Below are 16615 nucleotides of genomic sequence, written 5' to 3'. Positions count from 1 at the left end.
TATGAGTCAAGCAACAGAATCCGACGTCCGCGAGGACGGTATCATCGAAAGTGTCTCGGGACCGGTCGTAACGGCTCGAGACCTCGACGCCCGGATGAACGACGTCGTTTACGTCGGTTCGGAAGGGTTGATGGGCGAGGTCATCGAGATCGAAGGCAACATCACCACCATCCAGGTGTACGAGGAGACCTCCGGCGTCTCCCCGGGTGAACCGGTCGAAGGGACCGGTGCACCCCTCTCCGTGGACCTCGGGCCGGGCATGCTCGACGCCATCTACGACGGCGTCCAGCGCCCGCTCGACGTCCTCGAAGAGAAGATGGGCTCGGCGTACCTCGACCGTGGTGTCGACGCGCCGGGTATCGACTTAGAGAAGACCTGGGAGTTCGAGCCGACCGTCGAGGCCGGCGACACGGTCGAGTCCGGCGACATCGTCGGGACCGTCCCCGAGACGCCCAGCATCGACCACAAAGTGATGGTCCCGCCCGACTACGAGGGCGGCGAAGTCACCTCGGCCGAGTCCGGCAACTTCACCGTCGAGGAGACGGTCGTCGAACTGGACAACGGCGAGGAGATCCAGATGCGTCAGGAGTGGCCGGTCCGCAGTCAGCGCCCGGCCGAGGAAAAGGAGACGCCGACCGAACCCCTCATCTCCGGGCAGCGCGTGCTGGACGGCCTGTTCCCCATCGCGAAGGGCGGTACGGCCGCCATCCCCGGTCCGTTCGGGTCGGGCAAGACGGTCACCCAGCACCAGCTCGCCAAATGGGCCGACGCGGACATCGTCGTCTACGTCGGCTGTGGCGAGCGTGGCAACGAGATGACGGAGGTCATCGAGGACTTCCCGGAACTGGAAGACCCCATCACGGGCAACGCCCTGATGGACCGCACCTGCCTCATCGCGAACACGTCGAACATGCCCGTCGCGGCGCGTGAATCCTGCGTGTACACGGGGATCACCATCGCGGAGTACTTCCGCGACATGGGGTACGACGTGGCGCTGATGGCCGACTCCACCTCCCGGTGGGCCGAGGCCATGCGTGAGATCTCCTCGCGGCTGGAGGAGATGCCCGGTGAGGAGGGGTACCCCGCGTACCTCTCCGCTCGCCTGAGCGAGTTCTACGAGCGCGCCGGCTACTTCCAGAACATCAACGACACCGAGGGGTCGGTCTCGGTCATCGGGGCCGTCTCCCCGCCGGGCGGGGACTTCTCGGAACCGGTCACCCAGAACACGCTACGTATCGTCAAGACGTTCTGGGCGCTGGACGCCGACCTCGCCGAACGCCGGCACTTCCCGTCTATCAACTGGAACGAGTCGTACTCCCTCTATCGGGACCAGCTCGACCCGTGGTTCGTCGAGAACGTCCGCGACGACTGGCCGGAGACGCGCCAGTGGGCCATCGACACGCTGGACGAGGAAGCGGAACTGCAGGAGATCGTCCAGCTCGTCGGGAAGGACGCGCTGCCCGAGGACCAGCAGCTCACGCTGGAAATCGCCCGCTACCTGCGCGAGGCGTGGCTCCAGCAGAACGCGTTCCACCCGACGGACACCTACTGTGAGCCCGAGAAGACCTACCGCATCATGGACGCCATCAAGACGTACAACGACGCGGCCTTCGACGCGCTCGAAGCCGGCGTCCCCGTCGAGGAGATCACCGATATCGACGCCGCACCGCGGCTCAACCGTATCGGCGTCCAGGAAGACTACAACGAGTATATCGACGACCTAGAGGACGACATCACCTCCGAGATCCGGGAGATGTACTAACAATGAAAGAGTATCAGACAATCACAGAGATCAGCGGACCGCTGGTCTTCGTCGAGACCGACGAACCGGTCGGCTACGACGAGATCGTGGAGATCGAGACCGGCGACGGCCAGACCCGCCGTGGCCAGGTGCTCGAATCCGCGAGCGACTACGTCGCCATCCAGGTGTTCGAGGGCACGGAGGGTATCGACCGCAACGCCTCCGTTCGCTTCCTCGGCGAGACGATGAAGATGCCCGTCACCGAGGACCTCCTCGGGCGGGTCATGGACGGGACCGGCCAGCCTATCGACGGCGGGCCCGAGATCGTCCCCGACGAACGGCAGGACATCGTCGGCGCAGCCATCAACCCCTATTCGCGTGAGTACCCCGAGGAGTTCATCCAGACGGGCGTGTCGGCCATCGACGGCATGAACACGCTCGTCCGCGGGCAGAAACTGCCCATCTTCTCGGCGTCGGGGCTGCCCCACAACGACCTCGCACTCCAGATCGCCCGTCAGGCGAGCGTGCCTGAAGAGGAAGAGGGCGACGACGAGGACGGCTCCGAGTTCGCCGTCATCTTCGGCGCGATGGGTATCACGGCCGAGGAGGCCAACGAGTTCATGGACGACTTCGAGCGCACCGGTGCGCTGGAACGCTCTGTCGTCTTCATGAACCTCGCGGACGACCCGGCCGTCGAGCGGACGATTACGCCGCGACTCGCGCTCACCACGGCCGAGTACCTGGCCTTCGAGAAGGACTACCACGTACTGGTCATCCTGACGGACATGACCAACTACTGTGAGGCACTGCGCGAAATCGGTGCCGCGCGTGAGGAGGTCCCCGGCCGACGTGGCTACCCCGGATACATGTACACGGACCTGGCCCAGCTCTACGAGCGGGCCGGTCGTATCGAGGGTCGGGAGGGCTCTGTCACCCAGATTCCCATCCTGACGATGCCCGGCGACGACGACACCCACCCGATTCCGGACCTGACCGGATACATCACGGAGGGCCAGATCTACATCGACCGCGACCTCAACAGCCAGGGCGTCCAGCCGCCGATCAACGTCCTGCCCAGCCTGTCGCGGCTGATGGACGACGGCATCGGCGAGGGCCTGACCCGCGCCGACCACGCCGACGTCAAAGACCAGATCTTCGCCGCGTACGCGGAAGGTGAGGACCTGCGCGACCTCGTGAACATCGTCGGTCGCGAGGCGCTGTCGGACCTCGACAACAAGTACCTCGACTTCGCAGACCGCTTCGAGGACGAGTTCGTCGACCAGGGCTTCGACGAGAACCGCGACATCGACGAGACGCTCGAACTCGGCTGGGACCTGCTCTCGATGCTCCCGAAGGATGCGCTCAACCGCATCGACGAGGAGCTAATCGAAGAGCACTACCGCGAGGAAGAAACAGCGGAAGTCGCCGCGGACTGAGCCGGTCACCGCTCGGCACGGTCGCGGGTACCGTGTCCAGACCGGACAGTTTTTTCCGCCGTGTCGACAGGCTGCCGAGGGTGGTTGCTGGTCGACGTAATATCTGCCGGATTCTGCCTAACTGTTTGGGTACGCTAAACTTCACTTGTGCAGCCGAAACTACAACTGCATTATGCCACAACCAGGAGGCGAATCGGTATGGCTCTGGCTCGGTACTGCAGGCATGTTCCTCGGCATGCTGTACTTCATCGGTCGAGGGTGGGGTGAGACCGACGACCGACGACAGAAGTTCTACATCGCGACGATACTGATAACGGCGATAGCGTTCGTCAACTACCTCGCGATGGCACTCGGGTTCGGGCTGACGATAATCGAGTTGCCAAACGACCCCGAAGCGCCCATCTACTGGGCACGGTACACGGACTGGTTGTTCACGACACCGCTGTTGCTGTACGACCTCGGACTGCTCGCCGGGGCCGACCGCAACACCATCGCGACGCTGGTCAGTCTCGACGTGCTGATGATCGGGACCGGCGTCGTCGCGACGCTGTCGGCCGGGAGCGGCGTGCTCTCGCCCGGCGCCGAACGGCTGGTCTGGTGGGGTATCAGCACGGCGTTCCTGCTCGTGTTGCTGTATTTCCTGTTCAGTTCGCTGTCCGGTCGGGTCGGCGACTTACCGAGCGACACACAGAGTACGTTCCGAACGTTGCGGAACCTCGTGACCGTGGTCTGGCTGATATACCCCGTGTGGTGGCTGATCGGCACCGAGGGCCTCGGCCTCGTCGGCATCGGAATCGAGACGGCCGGGTTCATGGTCATCGACCTCGTCGCGAAGGTCGGGTTCGGGTTCATCCTGTTGCGGAGCCACAGCGTGCTAGACGGCGCCGCCGAGCGCGCACCGACCGGTGCGACGCCCGCCGACGACTAGGGAGGCCGAGCGTAACGAGGCCGCTCCCCTGTGAGTGGAGTGACACTCCGCATCGCAGGTAGCGGGGGTGGCGATACGCGTCGCCCGACCGCCTCCGCACGACGAATCGCGCCGTCGTTCGGGGGTGGATCGACCACAGTGGTTGTGCAGTGTCCGTCGAAAGCTCACACCCCCGTTTTCACAGCTATCCCCGGGGAGCCACTGCTGTCGGCCCGGGACGACTGAAAACGGTTAACTGGCTCGGCCCGAAACGGCCCGGTAATGGCGAAGGACGTCAAACCCACCCGGAAGAACTTGATGCAGATAGAGGACCGCATCGAGCTCTCCGAGCGTGGGCACGACACGCTGGAGAAGAAGCGTGACGGCCTCATCATGGAGTTCATGGACATCCTCGACCAGGCACAGGACGTCCGTGACGACCTCGACGACTCGTACGACCGCGCACAGCGTGCCATCAACATGGCCCGTGCGATGGAGGGTGACGTCGCCGTCCGGGGCGCGGCGGCCGCGCTGAAAGAGCACCCCGAACTGACCACCCAGTCGAAGAACATCATGGGCGTCGTCGTGCCACAGATCGACTCGAAGGGCGTCCGTAAGTCCCTCGACGAACGCGGGTACGGCGTGATGGGGACCTCCGCCCGCATCGACGAGGCCGCCGAGGCCTACGAGGAACTGCTGGAGAACATCATCCTCGCGGCCGAGGTCGAGACGGCGATGAAGAAGATGCTCGAAGAGATCGAGACCACCAAGCGCCGTGTCAACGCGCTGGAGTTCAAACTCCTCCCGGACCTTCACGACAACAAGGAGTACATCGAGCAGAAACTCGAAGAGCAAGAGCGCGAGGAGATCTTCCGGATGAAGAAGATCAAGGCAAAGAAAGAGGAAGAGGAAGCCGCACTCGCCGCCGAGGAAGCCGAAGACGAGGAAGTCGAGCCGCTGGCGGCAGACGACTGACTCGCCGCTCTCTCCCGGCCGGTACGACTATCCACACGCCGTCCGTCTGTTCTCTATGTCCTGTGCCGAGTGTGGCGGCGAGACGCTCGCCGTTCCGGTTCCCGACGAACTCCGCGAGTACCTCCCCGGTGGCGCTGCGGGTGCGACCATCTGTCGGACCTGTTTAGCGATGGGGCCGACCGAGTCCCCGCCCGAGTCGACCCCCGATCTGACGGTCCTCGACGACGCGATGCCCAGCGACGCCGCGGCCGCCGTGCCGATGGTGCTGTTGCTCGGTCTGCTGGACTCGCTGGCGTTGCATCGACAGGAGATAACGGCGTTGCTCGAACGCGTCGAACGGGCCGGGACGGACCCGCTGCTGGTCGTCGACCGACTGGCCGAGAGCTACGGCGACGACGCGCACGTCGACCTCGCGCGCCGCCGCCACCAACTCGAACAGCTCCTCTGACAGTCTCCTCACTAGTAAGGGACAACGAGTTAGTAGCGACCGCGGTTGGTTTCGAACGCAGTATCCGAGCGTGTGTATCCGTTTCCGGACGGATGGCCCCCACTACGCCACCCCGTCCACCTCGTTCCCCACTCTGACCCACCGACCAGCGCCGTGGCCGTCGCGTCTCAGTTCGTGTCGGCACTACTGGACAGGACGGCGACGATGCCGTCGCCACTGACCGACCCCGAGACGGTACCGGTACGCTCGTCGACGGTCACGTTCGATAGCCGGGTCCAGTTTCCACCCGTCCACTGCCAGAGTGCGACGCGCCCGTCCGTCTCGCTCACTGCCTGTCGGTCGTAGCCGAGACGGACGTCGGCCGTGGCGTTGTGTCCCTCGTACGTCTCGATACGGACGCTGTCGCTGACCACCGTCGCGTTCACGGGCGGGGCGGGTGGCGACGACGCCACGGCTATCCGTTCGACGCCGCTCGTCCAGTCCACCGTCGTTCGGGCGCTGAGACGGGCGTTCTCGGCGGCGACACCGCCGAACGAACTCTCGCTCAGGTAGGCGCTGCCGGCGTTGTCCCGAATCGTCACGTCCCGGAGCGTGTCCTCGCTCGCGGGGTTGCTCAGTACGCCGGGACCGAGGTTACCGACCACTGTCGCGTTCTCGACGACGTTCCGGTAACTGTCGGCGAACTCGATTCCGGGGCCGCCGTTGGCGGTCACGCGCGCGTCGGTCAGTCGGTTCCGGGCGACGGACGTCGAGAAGGAGACGCCCTCGTCGTCGTTGTCGACCGCGGTGACGCGGCGGAACGTGCCGTTCGTCACCTCCTGTGCGAGATACAGGCCGGTGTCGTCGTTCCCGGCGACGACGAGGTCCGTGGCGCGGACGTCGGCCGTCTCCCAGAGCAGGACGCCGTCGGACCCACCGCTTGCAGTAACGTTACGGAGCGTCGACCGGTCGGCGTCCAGCAGACGCACTCCAACGCGGTTGTCGGCCGCGGTGACGTTCTCCAGCGTCGCCCGTGGACCGTCGCGGGCGAAGACGCCGAGGCCGACGCCGGTCTGCCAGCCACGGACGCGCAGGTCTCGGACGGTGACGTTGGACAGTTCGGGACCCCGGCGTCGCTGATCGACCGTCCCGTTGAACACGAGGACGCCGGTGCTGTCGGGCGCTCCACTTCCCGTGACGGCGTGGCCGTTCCCGTCGATAGTCACGTCGCCCGACCGGACGTACAGGCACACGCCCGTTTCGGCTGCGAGGTCCCTCGTGAGTTCGTACCGACCGGGGTCGTCGAGGACTGTACACGACGAAATCGGCGTGCCACCGCCGGGCGACGACTGGGCGAGCGTCGTGCCAGCCAGCACGAGGCCGACGCACAGTCCCAGTCCGACCAGCACGGCAGTGTGTGACCCTGCGGCTGTCGTTGACATACCGCCCGGTTAGCCAGCGACCGTATTGTTATCGAGACACCACTCCGAATAGGCGGGTCTTGGGACCGAGCGGTGGTCCCTACTCGTGACAGTCCGGCCGGTAATCGGTGCTTAGTCGGCCAGAACACGGGTCGACGACGGCAAGAGCAGACAGGACTGGCGGCTATCGGGGCTTACACGCCCGTCGAGTATCGCAAGAGGCCCGCGACGCCGCCGAAGGCGGTCAGGAGCTGTTCGCCCTTCTCGAAGTCGGTCGAGATGAACATCGTCTCGGTCCCGCGCTGTTCGGCCAGTTCCATCAGGTGGTCGATGGCGTCTTCGCGCTCGCCCGCTTCGGCGTCGACAGTGGCCGAACATCGCGTACACTCGTGGTCGGACGTGGCCTTGCTGCTGTCTATGAGGTCGTACTCGTCGTGGCCGTTCTCGCAGGTGTAGGCGACGACGTCCTTCCGGAGGTCCTCGGAGATGAGGAGCGTCTCGACGGCGCCCATGTTGAGGTTCTGCCGGGTCTGATCGAACCCGTAGGTGGCCTTATCGCCGTCGTGGAGTTGCTTGAAGAACTCCTCCATGACCTGCTTGTCCTCCAGCATCTCGTGTTGGGCCAGCACCTCGTCGGCGGCGTCGACGAGGTCGTAGAGGCCGGACTCGTCGGTGTAGGCCACGTCGAACTTCCCCAGCACCATGTCCTGGAGTTCGTGGTGGAGGTAGTCACCGTCGAGGAACTCGTCTTTCGTCGGCGAGGGGCCGCCGACGAGGACGCCGTCCATCTCGTGACGGTCGGGGACGAACAGTTCGTTGGCCATCCCCGCCACCTCCTGATAGAAGTTGTCGATGGCTTCGAGGCGGAGGCGGGCGAATCGCTGGGCCGACTGGCCACCTTTTCGCTGCTTGCCCGGCACCAGCGACGAGGCGGACTTGACGGGTTCGACCCGTTTGCCCTTCAGCCACCCGACGTTGGCCTCGCGCCGGTCCAGCACAACGAGGCCGAACAGGCCCTTGTCGGCCAGCATATCCTCCAGCGGCCCGGTGAGGAAGTTCGAGTCACAGTGATAGCGGAACGACTGGATGGGGTCCGGCGGACTCTCTAGCACCTTCGTCACCATGTCGGTGCGGCCGCCCCCGGTATCGATGGCACCGGAGAACAGCACCATCCCGTTCTCCGGCGCCGTGTCGTAGTAGCGCAGGCGGTCCTTGATAGAGGTCAAGGCGTCCTGCACCGCGGTGCGGGTGTCCTTCGACTTGATGTTCGAGGCCTCGGAGTGCTCTTGGGTGACGTGGGCGACGACGTCGCTCAGCAGCTTGTCCTCGGGAACGTAGATAGAGACGAGCTGTGTTCCTGACCCCTGATACCCCTTGAGCTCCTCGATTACCTTCCGGAACTCGTACTTCTGTTTGTCCGACTGCTCCTGTCCTTCCTGCTGCTCGCTCATTACACTGTTTTCGCCGACGTTGCGTAAGAACCTGTTGACAGCGAGAGCTACGGTCGACGGAGCCTCGCCACTCTGCCCGACTCACCCATGACACACGGAGACAGGGACAGCCGGGTTTATATAACTCCCCGTACAGAGGACACACAACCAGATTATGGCGGGGTACGTGTGTACGATTGCGGGCGGGAAAGGCGGGGTCGGGAAGACGACGACCGCGGTCAACGTCGGCGCTGGCTTACAGGAACTCGGGTACGACGTGGCCGTCGTCGACGCTGACCTCGGGATGGCTAACCTCGGTGCGATGCTGTCTGTCGAACCCGAAAAGAGCCTCCACGAGATTCTGGCGGGCAACGCCGCGGTCAGCGAGGCGCTCACCGACGCCGCGGGCGGCCTGACGGTCATCCCCGGCGAGCAGTCCTTAGAGGCCTTCGCCGATGCGGACCCGGCGAAGCTCCGGAAGGTCATCAAGACGTTGCGCAACGCCTACGATGTGGTCCTCATCGACACCGGTGCGGGCCTGAGCCACGAGGTGGCGGTCCCGCTGGGGCTAGCCGACGGCATCGTCCTCGTGACCACGCCGGACGACGTCGCCGTCGGTGATACGGTCAAGACTGCGGAACTGGCCGAGCGTATCGACGGCGAGGTCATCGGCGCCATCATCAACCGCGTCACCCGCCACACCGACGTCGCCGATATCGCCGACCGGTTTGCGTTCCCGCTGCTCGCCGTCGTCCCCGACGACCCGCAGGCGACGACGGACGAACCGCTGGTGCTCAACCGGCCAGAGAGCCCCGCCGCCGACGCCTACCTCCGCCTGACCGACGCGCTCGAAGGCCTCTTTTTCGAGGGTGCGACCGTCGAGGAGGACGTCGACACCATCGTCGACGACAGTTGGTTCGTCGACGAGGAGGAGGTCACAGATGCGGACGCGGACGAAGAGGAGTCCGGCGGCGTCTTCGGCCTGTTCAACTAGGGTTTCTGATCGGTTTCGACCCCGCTCACATCGAGGTCGGTGCCGCGACACCGACGGCATCGAGGGCGTTCGCGACCGTGTGGCGCGTGCTGGCGACGAGCGCAAGCCGTGCTGCGCGGGTCTCCTCGTCGGCGTCGAGTACCGGACACTCCCGGTAGAACGCGTTGAACGTCTCGGCGAGGTCACGGGTGTACGTGGCGACGGTGTGGGGTTGGAGGTCCTCGGCGGCTTCGTCGATGACCGCCGGGAACCGAGCGATGACCCGCAGGAGGGCTCGTTCTTCCGGTTCGTCGAGGTGGTCGAACGAGGCCGTCCGTTCGTCGGCGCCGGTCTCGTCTAGAATCCCACAGCAGCGGGCGTGGATGTACTGGACGTAGGGGGCGGACTGGGCCTCGAAGTCCAGCGCGCGGTCCCACTCGAAGGTGATACCCTTCGTCGGCTGTTTCGAGACGATGTCATAGCGGACCGCGCCGATGCCGACCTGATGGGCGATGCGTTCGATATCGTCCTCGTCCAGTTCGCCACGACTCCGGTCGTCGAGCCGCGATTCGACCTCCTCGCGGGCCCGGGCGATGGCCTCGTCGAGCAGGTCGTCTAAATCGATGCCGGTTCCCTCCCGGGTACTCATCCCGCCTTCGGGGAGGTTGACCCACGAGTAGAACACCTGCCGGAGCTGGTCGGTGTCGTTGCCCAGCAGTTCGAGGGCAGCCGAAAGCTGGTCGGCCTGCAGTTTGTGGTCCTCGCCCAGCACCGTGACGGCGCGGTCGTAGTTGTCGAACTTCCACTCGTGATGGGCGAGGTCACGGGTGGTGTACAGAGACGTGTCGTCAGAGCGGAGAAAGACGAGGTTCTTCTCGAAGTCGGGGAGGTCGAGTTGCCACGCGTCCTCCTCGTAGACGGCGCAGTCGAGTTCTTTCAGGCGGTCGACCAACTCGTCGGTGCTGCCGTCGCGCATGAACCGCGTCTCTTTGACGAACTCGTCGAACTCGGCGGGGAGGCGGCCGAGCGTCGTCTGCATCCCGCCCAGCACGGTGTCGACGACTTCGGCGACGCGCTCGTACGTCGTCTCGTCGCCCGCCTCGAGACCCTGCAGGATGGCCTGTATCTCGGCCTCGGCCGTCTCTACCTCGTCCGGATCGCCGTCTTCGAGGAACGAGTTGCCCTTCCGGTAGTAGCGGACCATCTCGTACTCGGGGGAGTCACGCTCGGGTTCGGGGAGATCGGACTCGTCGAACGTCTCGTAGGCCCACGTGAACACCGCTATCTGTCGGCCGGCGTCGTTGACGTAGTAATGGCGGTCGACGTCGTAGCCGGCGTAGTCCAGCACACGGGCGACGGCGTCGCCGATGATGGGGTTCCGGGCCCGGCCGACGTGGACGGGGCCGGTCGGGTTCGCGGAGGTGTGTTCGACGACGACGCTCGTCTCGCGGTTCGGGAGGCGACCGAAGTCGTCGTCCGTCGCCGCATCGAGGGTCTCCGCGAAGTAGGCGTCGCTCGGGAGGAAGTTAACGTACGGCCCCTGTGTCGTGACCGCGCTGACGTACGTCAGCGAGCCGACGTCGATGGCGTCGGCGACGTCGGCCGCGACTTTCGGCGGCGGCGCACCGATCTCACCGGCGAGGCGGAACGCCGCGCTCGAAGCGAGGACGGCGTCGACGTCTTCCGGGGGCTCCTCGACACCGAGGTCCGCCGTCGGGAGGTCGAGCGTCTCCAGTGCGGTTTCGAGGGCGTCCTCGACCTCCGCACGCATCTGTAGAAACATATCGGGTGTATCGGAGGGGCCGATTTAGCCTTAACGAAGCGGAGGCGGTGCGGTTCAGCGGCCGACAGCGGACGCCGTGGGCGCCCGCGTCAGCCCAGTAACTGCGGTGCGGCGATGATGAACACGAGGCTGCCGATCATCGCGAGCGAGATGCCCAGCGTGGTCGTCGTCACGATCCGCCGCCGGTTCGAAATCGGAAGGCGGGAGACGACCGACTCCGAGCAGACGCGCAGGATGTGCCCGCCGTCGAGCGGATACGTGGGGACGAGGTTGAACTGGCCGGCGACGAGGTTTATCCACCCTGTCCAGAACAGGAGGTTCGCAAGCAGGAACACGCCCTCGGTGCCCAGAACGCTCAGCGGGCCGGAGACGGTAAAGAAGTTCGTCGCGATACCGGTAAAGCCCGCGAAGTTGTACTGGAAGCCCAGTGCGGCGGTCGCAAAGGGCAGGGCGATGGACGCGCCGACGAGTTGGGGGAACGAGAGCGAGTCGAACCGGGTCTCTTCGGCCGGGTTCCCACCGATGAGTGCGAGGAAGGTGTTCGCGGGGTAGGCCTGAATTCCGAAGTCGTTGCTGGTAAAGCCGCTCGTCCCCCGGGCGACGTACTGGACGCCGATGCCGGGGTCTAAGTCGCTGCGCTCCGTCAGCGTGATCTCGTAGACCTGCCGTTCGCCGCCTGCGTAGCCGGTGATGCGAACCTGCTCGCCGGGTTCGGACCCCGAGAGCGAGCGGAAGACGGCGCTGGCGTTGGGCGTCCGCTGGCCGTCGACGCTGGTGATGTAGAGCGGCTGGTCGGTCGGTGCGCCCTCGGCGGCGAGCGGCCCGTCGTCAGAGACGACCGCGTACCCGCCGACCGGCGTCGTGACCGTCTCGCCGTCGTCGAGCGTGAACGTCGCGACGCTCCGGTTCTCGGTCGCCGCCCGGAACTGCGTCGTCGTCCTGACTTCCGTGCCGTTGACCGCGACTATCGTCTGGTTGATGCCGAGGGGGCTCCCTTCGACGGCGCTGTTTACCACCACCGACCGGGTGACTGTTCTGGTCTCGCCGTTTCGCAGTCCGACGTCGACCGTTCCGCCGGCGTCTTCGAGCCGCCGATCCAGGTCGCTGCTGTTCGCGACCGGTTGGCCGTCGACGGTCGTGATGACGGCACCGCTGTCGATGCCGGCCTCGTCGGCCGGCGACTGAGGGAGCGTCCCGCCGATGGGGACGCCACCGACGACGGAGATTGCGCCGACGACGGGACCGAACAACAGCGCCAGACAGAGGAGGGCCACGGCGAAGTTGTTCGTCACGCCGGCGACGTACATCCGCGCCTGCGCCCCGCGGTCAGCCGTCTGGACGTCCTCTTCGTCAGGTTCGACGAACGCACCTAGCGGGACGAGCGCGATCGTCGCGATGCCCATCGACTCGATGTCGATGTCGCCGACCCGACACAGCAGGCCGTGGCCGCCCTCGTGGACGACCAGCGTGATGACGAAGCCAGCGAGTATCTCCGGGGCGACCGACAGGGGGAGAAAGTCGTTGACGCCCGGGATGACGAGGACGTTTCGGGGTTCGGTGAGTTGTGAGGGCTGTGGGTTGACCACGGCTTGATACGCACCGAGGACGACCAGCAGGAACGACCCGACCATCACGACCAGCGCGACGCCGAACCCGAGGTTGGTCCAGGCCCGCCAGAACCGTTTGGGTCTGGCCAGTCGCTCTAAGAGGATCTTCCCACTCTGTGTGTGAATCGTCGTTATCGGACCGCTAAAGCGGATGAAATCGGGAACCACACCGCGGGCCTTCAGTGCCATCGCAACCAGCGTGTAGGCGACGACGCCGACGAGGACCCACGTGAGCGTACTCACCATGTACCGGAACGTGGGGCCAGCAAAGCAAGAGGGTTCGGGTTCGGCCGCTTTCACTCGGGACATCGCGCTCGCCTGCGGCGACCGCCTGACCCCGAAAACGGCTATGAAAAACGCGCTCACTCGCTTCGCTCGCGCCGGATGCTCGGACAGAGAACGTACACAACACGACTGTGAGCGTCGTGCTATCGCTGAACGAAAATAAAGGGTCGGTCGGCGACCCACTCTGCGGCGTCTATTTCGGAGCGAATCGATTCCTGAAGCCGGTCCGTCTCCGCAGCGGCGTACGAGAACCCGTTCGACTGGAACTTCTCGATCCAGTACTCTCGTGGCGCTTCGTTTACGTGGTGGGTCCCGCGGTGTCCGGGTGGGGCGGCAGTGAAGACCACGCGCGGCGCCGCTGCCGTGACGGTCTCGACGAGGGTGTCGGCGAAGCGCGACGGGATGTGTTCGGCGGTCTCGATACACAGCGCCAGATCGTACCGGTCCTCGAACTCCAGCGGCTCGCGGAGGTCGTGGATGGTGAGCGCGTCGGCCGGTATCTCGGCGTGGTCTCGGGCTTGTGAACAGCCTTCGACGCCGTGGACTGTGGCGCCATGGGCCTGAAACCCAGTCAGGTACCGGCCGAGTCCACACCCGAGGTCTATCACGGAGTCAGGCTCGTATGCCTCGTACAGGACGTCGGCGACAGCGTGGGCTTCCTCGGTCGGCGTGTTGGAGACCAAGCGAAGCCAGCGGTCGCCAAAGCCGTAGATAACGTCGGGCGTGGCAATGCCGAGTTTGTCAGCCTTGGCAAGCGTCCATTTGCCGAGTGTGGTGATGAACGAGCGCACGCTATGACGTTCGAATCGACGTATATCACTATACGTCGCTTACCCGATGTCGTCCGCCTCGATTCAACAGACGGCGGTGGGGAAAGGTCGTCACTCGGCGGTCGTCCGTAACCGTAAGCGTCTCTTTATCAGTTGTCGAGTTTTTCGGAGCGGGTTTTGCCGACCCTGCCTGCTTGTCGCGTTCATCGTCCTCGGGAAACTGTCCCTCTCGATATATCGATGGTCGCTCCATGCAGCAAGCCGTCGAGAATGTCGCCGCTCAGTTGTCAATACCTCGGGGAGCGAACCGAGCAGGCGGTGAGCGAGGTGGCTGGGGAGGAAGTCACGCCTCGCGTCGCAACCGCTTTACGACGAAGTCCCGGTCGAGTTTCGCGATGAACGGTCCGAGTTGCGGGCCTTCGGTGTCGTCGAACAGCAGGCGGTAGCCCGCCGCGAAGAACTCGCCGACGTCGACGTCGTGGCGCTTGGCCGTCTCGTATATCTCGCCCTGAATCGCCTCGCCGTCGTGGCCTTCCGCGACGAAGTCCGCGAGGTCGTCGAGCGCGGCCGCGGTGGCGTCGTCGAACTCGGCGTCGGGCAGTTCGGCCCGCTTGAGTTCGTAGTCGAACTCGTTGCTCGTCCGCCGGGCCCAGTTGCGGGCGCGTTCGACGCGGGCCAGCGCGCCGTCGACGGCCCACTCGGGGGCGTCGTCGGGGATGTGCCCCTCCTTGCGGGCGATGTCCTCGCGGAGTCCGGGGTCGTCGGTCATCCCCAGCACCGCGGCGAAGGTGTAGGGGATGCGGACCCGGTCCTCGCGGGGCTCGTCGACGACCATCGGGTAGGCACGCTCAGCGAGCGCTTTCTCCGTCTCGTCACGCGGGTCGACTTCGCCGAAGTAGACGGTCTCGAAGCGGTCGAAGTCGTCGACCAGCCGATCCACGTTCGCGACCGAGAAGTCCCGCTGTTTCCGTGGGTTCTTCGTGAAGAAGTACTTGAACACCTCGGGCTCCAGAATCTCCAGCACCTCGTCGACGGTGACGACGTTTCCCGAGGAGGAAGAGAGCGGTTCGCCCTCCAGCGTAAACCACTCGTACACCATCGGAACGGGGGGGTCGACGTCCAGTACGTTCCGGGCGATGTCCTCGCCGGAGGGCCACGACCCCTCGGCGTGGTCCTTCCCGAACGGTTCGAAGTCGACGCCCAGAATCTCCCACTGGGCGGGCCACTCGAAGCGCCACGGGAGTTTGCCGTCACGCAGGCCGGCGACGCCCTCGTGACCACAGCCCTCGATAGTCTGGTCGCCGGCCTCGACGTCCGCACAGACGTAGTGGACCTCGCCGGCATCGAGGTCGACCTCGGTGACGCCCTCGGTGAGTTTCCCGCACGCTTCACACTGCGGGACGAACGGGACGTAGTCCTCGTCGACCTTGTTCTGGTACTCCGAGAGCACCTCGCGGGCGCGGTCCGCGCGTTCGAGGACGCGTCGGGTGACCGCTTCGAACTCGCCGTCTGCGTACAGTTCGGTGTTCGAGACGAACTCGACGTCGACGCCGACGAGTTCGGCGCTCTTTTTCAGCAGGTTCGTAAAGTGCGCGCCGTAGGAGTCACAGCACCCGAACGGGTCCGGGATGTCCGTGTACGGTTTCCCGAGGTTCCGGCCGAGCGCACCCGCGTCGACCTCGCCGAGACCGACGACGTTCCAGTCTAAGTCCGCGAGTTTCCGGGGGACTTTCCGGAGTCGGTCCTTGTCGTCGGCGGTGAACACCTGTCGGACCTCGTGACCCCGGTCACGTAGGGCCTCGGCGACGAAGTAACCCCGCATTATCTCGTTGAAGTGCCCGATGTGTGGCACGCCCGAGGGCGAGACGCCCCCCTTGATGACGATGGGGTCCTCCGGGTCGCGGGCCTCGACGGCGTCGGCGACCGAGTCGGCCCAGAAGGCCCGTTCGGAACTCCGTCCGACCTCGTAGGGGTCGAGTACCGTCTCAGTCATCGTCCGGGAGGATAGTGGTGCCGTCGTAGTCGTCGTCCAGTACGGCCCGTTCGACTGCGGTGGGGTCGCTGCCGTCGACCACCGCGGCGGTTATCGACGAGCGTTTGAGCACTTTCGTCGCCAGCAGGTCGATTGGGGCGTTCGACCCGGCAGCCCCGAGCGACTCCCCGCGGGCGACCAGTTCGACGAGGTCGGAGGCTCGAATCTCGTCGTAGCGCTCGGCGTCGGGGTCCTCGTTGGGGTCGGCGTCGAACACGCCGGGGACCGACGTGGCGAAGACGAGGCGGTCGGCGTCGACGTACTCAGCAAGCGCCGCGGCCACGGCGTCGGTGGTCTGGCCGGGGACGACGCCACCCATGACGGCGACGGCATCGCGGTGGAGCGTCGTCGCTGCTTCCTCGTAGTCGGTCGGAATCGTCGGCGCGGCGATGTCGCCGTCGAGCGCCGAGAGGAGGAGTCGAGCGTTCAGCCGCGTCGTGTCGATACCGAGTTGGTCTAGTTCGCCCTCGTTCGCGCCCAGCGAGCGGGCGGCCCCGATGTACTGGCGAGCGACGGGGCCGCCGCCGACGACGACGCCGAGCGTCTGGTCCGCGGCGGCCAGCGACTCGACGACGTCGGCGTACGCGGCGACCCGGTCTGCATCGAGGTCCGGGACGAGGACGCTTCCACCGATAGAGACGACTGTCTTCATTGCCTCGCCGTAGCCGCGATGCGTTCTTAAGGGTTATCAAGCCCGCTCATCCGATGTACACCGCCGGATGGCAGACGCCTGTCAGACATAATATGAGCAAAATACGCCGTCAAATGGCCCCAAATCCGCTGATAATGGGGGGGTTCGAACCGCTCGCTGTGCCCGTCTACACTGTC

General features: G+C 65.4%; 13 protein-coding genes. 6 read left to right on the top strand and 7 right to left on the bottom strand.

Features of this window, described 5'->3' with window-relative positions; genetic code table 11:
• The first annotated feature begins 1 nt into the window (after nucleotide 1).
• The 5 genes from NDI85_RS12390 (at nucleotide 2) to NDI85_RS12370 (ending at nucleotide 5507) form a co-directional block, all read left to right on the top strand.
• A complete protein-coding gene (locus NDI85_RS12390) occupies nucleotides 2-1762 on the top strand; it encodes an ATP synthase subunit A (protein ID WP_188996022.1) in 1761 nt (586 codons plus the stop codon).
• A 2-nt stretch (nucleotides 1763-1764) separates the two neighbouring features.
• On the top strand, nucleotides 1765-3177 hold the full coding sequence (locus tag NDI85_RS12385; RefSeq protein ID WP_188996024.1) for an ATP synthase subunit B: 1413 nt from the start codon (nucleotides 1765-1767) through the stop codon (nucleotides 3175-3177).
• A 172-nt stretch (nucleotides 3178-3349) separates the two neighbouring features.
• The gene (locus NDI85_RS12380; RefSeq protein ID WP_166966599.1) at nucleotides 3350-4105 is read left to right on the top strand and encodes a bacteriorhodopsin; all 756 of its coding nucleotides are present in this window, start codon (nucleotides 3350-3352) and stop codon (nucleotides 4103-4105) included.
• A gap of 261 nt (nucleotides 4106-4366) precedes the next feature.
• Nucleotides 4367-5059: a V-type ATP synthase subunit D gene (locus NDI85_RS12375; RefSeq protein ID WP_188996028.1), complete on the top strand. Its 693-nt coding sequence runs from the start codon at nucleotides 4367-4369 to the stop codon at nucleotides 5057-5059.
• A gap of 55 nt (nucleotides 5060-5114) precedes the next feature.
• Entirely contained in the window at nucleotides 5115-5507 is a 393-nt protein-coding gene (locus tag NDI85_RS12370; protein WP_188996030.1) for a DUF6276 family protein, read from the top strand.
• A 167-nt stretch (nucleotides 5508-5674) separates the two neighbouring features.
• Here NDI85_RS12370 and NDI85_RS12365 read toward each other — a convergent pair whose 3' ends face one another.
• Nucleotides 5675-6928, bottom strand: coding sequence for a right-handed parallel beta-helix repeat-containing protein (locus NDI85_RS12365; RefSeq protein ID WP_310915944.1), 1254 nt, complete (start codon nucleotides 6926-6928; stop codon nucleotides 5675-5677).
• 173 nt (nucleotides 6929-7101) lie between these two features.
• Nucleotides 7102-8358 (bottom strand): peptide chain release factor aRF-1, encoded by a 1257-nt coding sequence (gene prf1 / locus NDI85_RS12360; protein WP_310915943.1) that lies wholly within the window; start codon nucleotides 8356-8358, stop codon nucleotides 7102-7104.
• A 154-nt stretch (nucleotides 8359-8512) separates the two neighbouring features.
• Between prf1 and NDI85_RS12355 the strand changes: the two genes are divergently transcribed.
• The gene (locus tag NDI85_RS12355; protein ID WP_188996036.1) at nucleotides 8513-9331 is read left to right on the top strand and encodes an AAA family ATPase; all 819 of its coding nucleotides are present in this window, start codon (nucleotides 8513-8515) and stop codon (nucleotides 9329-9331) included.
• 25 nt (nucleotides 9332-9356) lie between these two features.
• Here the strand turns inward: NDI85_RS12355 and argS are convergent, their stop codons facing one another.
• From argS to pyrH, 5 genes are all read right to left on the bottom strand, one after another.
• Nucleotides 9357-11093, bottom strand: a complete 1737-nt coding sequence (gene argS, locus NDI85_RS12350; protein ID WP_310915942.1) for an arginine--tRNA ligase — start codon at nucleotides 11091-11093, stop codon at nucleotides 9357-9359.
• An 89-nt stretch (nucleotides 11094-11182) separates the two neighbouring features.
• Nucleotides 11183-12946 (bottom strand): site-2 protease family protein, encoded by a 1764-nt coding sequence (locus tag NDI85_RS12345; RefSeq protein ID WP_188996040.1) that lies wholly within the window; start codon nucleotides 12944-12946, stop codon nucleotides 11183-11185.
• Between the two features lie 182 nt (nucleotides 12947-13128).
• Complete coding sequence (locus NDI85_RS12340) at nucleotides 13129-13776, bottom strand: methyltransferase domain-containing protein (RefSeq protein ID WP_310915941.1); 648 nt, start codon at nucleotides 13774-13776, stop codon at nucleotides 13129-13131.
• Between the two features lie 322 nt (nucleotides 13777-14098).
• Nucleotides 14099-15748, bottom strand: a complete 1650-nt coding sequence (lysS, locus tag NDI85_RS12335) for a lysine--tRNA ligase (RefSeq protein WP_310915940.1) — start codon at nucleotides 15746-15748, stop codon at nucleotides 14099-14101.
• Entirely contained in the window at nucleotides 15741-16439 is a 699-nt protein-coding gene (gene pyrH / locus NDI85_RS12330; RefSeq protein WP_188996046.1) for a UMP kinase, read from the bottom strand. The genes lysS and pyrH overlap by 8 nt, the downstream gene beginning before the upstream one ends.
• Between the last annotated feature and the right edge of the window lie 176 nt (nucleotides 16440-16615).

The sequence above is a fragment of the Haloarcula sp. S1AR25-4 genome (assembly GCF_031624555.1).
Classification (GTDB): Archaea; Halobacteriota; Halobacteria; order Halobacteriales; family Haloarculaceae; genus Haloarcula; species Haloarcula pellucida.
The sequence above is the reverse complement of the archived record's forward strand: the minus strand, read 5'-3'. Positions and strand labels throughout refer to the sequence as shown.

What these genes read in the sequence shown, in the direction of transcription:
- NDI85_RS12380 (WP_166966599.1), top strand. Translation starts at nt 3,350, where the DNA reads ATGCCACAACCAGGAGGCGAATCGGTATGGCTCTGGCTCGGTACTGCA.
- NDI85_RS12365 (WP_310915944.1), bottom strand. Translation starts at nt 6,928, where the DNA reads ATGTCAACGACAGCCGCAGGGTCACACACTGCCGTGCTGGTCGGACTG.
- NDI85_RS12355 (WP_188996036.1), top strand. Translation starts at nt 8,513, where the DNA reads ATGGCGGGGTACGTGTGTACGATTGCGGGCGGGAAAGGCGGGGTCGGG.
- argS (WP_310915942.1), bottom strand. Translation starts at nt 11,093, where the DNA reads ATGTTTCTACAGATGCGTGCGGAGGTCGAGGACGCCCTCGAAACCGCA.
- NDI85_RS12345 (WP_188996040.1), bottom strand. Translation starts at nt 12,946, where the DNA reads ATGGTGAGTACGCTCACGTGGGTCCTCGTCGGCGTCGTCGCCTACACG.
- NDI85_RS12370 (WP_188996030.1), top strand. Translation starts at nt 5,115, where the DNA reads ATGTCCTGTGCCGAGTGTGGCGGCGAGACGCTCGCCGTTCCGGTTCCC.
- prf1 (WP_310915943.1), bottom strand. Translation starts at nt 8,358, where the DNA reads ATGAGCGAGCAGCAGGAAGGACAGGAGCAGTCGGACAAACAGAAGTAC.
- NDI85_RS12375 (WP_188996028.1), top strand. Translation starts at nt 4,367, where the DNA reads ATGGCGAAGGACGTCAAACCCACCCGGAAGAACTTGATGCAGATAGAG.
- NDI85_RS12385 (WP_188996024.1), top strand. Translation starts at nt 1,765, where the DNA reads ATGAAAGAGTATCAGACAATCACAGAGATCAGCGGACCGCTGGTCTTC.
- lysS (WP_310915940.1), bottom strand. Translation starts at nt 15,748, where the DNA reads ATGACTGAGACGGTACTCGACCCCTACGAGGTCGGACGGAGTTCCGAA.
- pyrH (WP_188996046.1), bottom strand. Translation starts at nt 16,439, where the DNA reads ATGAAGACAGTCGTCTCTATCGGTGGAAGCGTCCTCGTCCCGGACCTC.
- NDI85_RS12390 (WP_188996022.1), top strand. Translation starts at nt 2, where the DNA reads ATGAGTCAAGCAACAGAATCCGACGTCCGCGAGGACGGTATCATCGAA.